The organism is Rhodopirellula maiorica SM1 (assembly GCF_000346295.1).
In the GTDB taxonomy this organism is placed as follows: domain Bacteria; phylum Planctomycetota; class Planctomycetia; order Pirellulales; family Pirellulaceae; genus Novipirellula; species Novipirellula maiorica.
Genome location: NZ_ANOG01000934.1, coordinates 1 through 2,203, shown reverse-complemented (window position 1 = coordinate 2,203; position 2,203 = coordinate 1). Strand labels below are relative to the sequence as shown.

The 2,203-nt window shown below is 54.8% G+C and carries 2 protein-coding genes; both read left to right on the top strand.

Annotated elements, in window-relative coordinates:
- Positions 1 to 303 precede the first annotated feature (303 nt).
- Positions 304 to 1,587 (top strand): 3-keto-disaccharide hydrolase, encoded by a 1,284-nt coding sequence (locus tag RMSM_RS29775; protein ID WP_008706200.1) that lies wholly within the window; start codon positions 304 to 306, stop codon positions 1,585 to 1,587.
- 85 nt (positions 1,588 to 1,672) lie between these two features.
- On the top strand, positions 1,673 to 2,203 hold a 531-nt coding region (locus RMSM_RS29770; RefSeq protein ID WP_008706197.1), incomplete at its 3' end, for a neutral/alkaline non-lysosomal ceramidase N-terminal domain-containing protein.

Below are 2,203 nucleotides of genomic sequence, written 5' to 3'. Positions count from 1 at the left end.
AGAGGTCGTTTCGATCCTTCCCGCAAAACGAAAGCCGTTGACGACTTGTTGATTTAATTCGTTTAACAGTGAGCCGCAGGCGTACTCGCATTTGTTATGCGTACGCCTATCGGCTAACGGTTAAACGAAGCATGTTAAAGACAGACTGATTCAACAAGTCGTTGACGACTTCCGCTACAACTAAATGCGTCATTTCTCGGGAATCGCCACCACTGGTTCCCAGGCAGGAGCCTGGGGTCGAGCGTTTTTTTGATCACCTGACGCATTCCCACCTACAATTCCCCCCTTCCGAGAGAAACAACGATGAGAAAACTTTTTGTAGCTGCGATGATGATCGCACTTTTGATGCCCTGCGGTCTAACGGCGGCGGACGTTGAGGATGGATTTACCTCCCTGTTCAACGGCGACGACTTGACCGGCTGGGTCAAACGTGGCGGGTCCGCAGAGTACGAAGTCGAGAATGGCTCGATCGTTGGGAAATGTATCCCGAATACGCCGGGCAACACTTTCTTGTGTTCCGAAAAAGAATTTGGCAATTTCGTTCTGAAGCTGCAGTACAAATTCATCGAAGCCGGGAACTCAGGTGTCCAATTCCGCTCGGCCGCTCGTCAGCAAGGCGATGGCGAGCGTGTTTATGGCTATCAGTACGAAATCCGTCCCGGCGGCGATGCGACTGGCCGTATCTATGACGAAGGTCGTCGCGGACACAAGCATGGCATCATTTGGCTCGATGCCCACACTCCGCAGGATCGTCTTGATGCGGCTCAGGCAAGCTGCGAAGAAGGTCAGTGGAACGAGCTGGAAATTCAGTGCGTCGGACCGTCCATCAAGACTTGGCTGAATGGGAATCTGGTCGTCGATATGTTCGACAGTTTCTCGATGAAAGGCTTTATTGGACTGCAGATTCATTCTGGAAAATCGGGTTCCGTCGCTTGGAAGAACATTCGTGTCAAGGATCTGGGCGAGAGCAAATGGGAGTCATTCTTCGTCAAAGGCGACGACGGCAACTACCAACTCGCCGATGCCAAGTTCGTTCTGCCCGAAGAATGGTCGTTCACCGACGAGGGTGTTCTGCACGGCGTCCATTCCAAGAGCCAGGGCAAAGACGGGTTGGTGATTTCGAAGAAAAACTACGACGACTTCATCGCTCGCGTCACCTACCGGATGCATGGTGGCAACAGCGCGTTGTATTTTCGCGCCGAGGAAACGAGCGCCCCCTGGGTGCTGCGCGGATTCCAAAACGAAATCGCTAACAACGGCAAGGACTCTGCGCTCTGGCACACCGCCGGCATTATCGACGGCAAGAAGATTCCCGGCCGCGGCTGGGTTGTTACCAACGACGAGTTCGTCGAAAAAGTCCGCAACAAGGATGACCAGTGGAACACGACCTGCACCGCCGCCTACGGCGACCGACTGGTCCAGACGCTCAATGGATTCTGCACATCGGATATTGTTGACGAAGCGAGTGAGAAGACTGGCAAGCTGGGTCTGCAAATGCACGGTGGCACCGACTGCGAAATGTTCTTCAAAGATTTTGAAGTCATGCCGATCACCGCCGAGATGAAAAAACTGATCGAGCGGAAATGAGTCGTCGCAGGCACGAACTGCAGCGACTTGTCCAACCTTTTTTGAGCGATGCCGAACGAGAGTCGAACCCAGTTGGAAAGCCTCTATGAACCAAAGACGATTGATTGCAACGACGATTCTGCTGATTTTCACGGCGGTGGCACAGGGCGCAGAATCTGCTTGGAAGGCTGGTGCGGCGAAGGTCGCGATCACGCCAGAGGAGCCGATGTGGATGGCGGGTTATGCCTCGCGCACTCAACCCGCCGACGGCAAATTGACCGAGCTATGGGCGAAGGCACTCGTGATCGAGGACCACGATGGAAAGCGAGGCGTTGTGTTGACGCTGGATCTCGTCGGTATCGATCGCACGCTCTCGCTGGCCATCTGTGACGCTCTGAAAGAGCAATACGGTCTGCAACGCGAGCAGGTTGTTATCTGCACATCGCACACCCACAGTGGACCTGTGGTCGGCCGCAATCTTGCGCCGCTGCACTACCTGCGGCTCGCTGAATCACAGCAACGAGCCGTCGATAGCTGGGTGGCAACGTTTCAGAAGCAGGTCGTTGCGTTGGTAGGCGAGGCGATCCGCAAACTTGTGCCCAGCGAGTTGACGTGGGGAAGCGGCAAGGCGACGTTC

Bases quoted from the DNA above. Each gene is read 5' to 3' on its own strand.
- RMSM_RS29775 (WP_008706200.1), top strand. From the start codon at position 304: ATGAGAAAACTTTTTGTAGCTGCGATGATGATCGCACTTTTGATGCCC.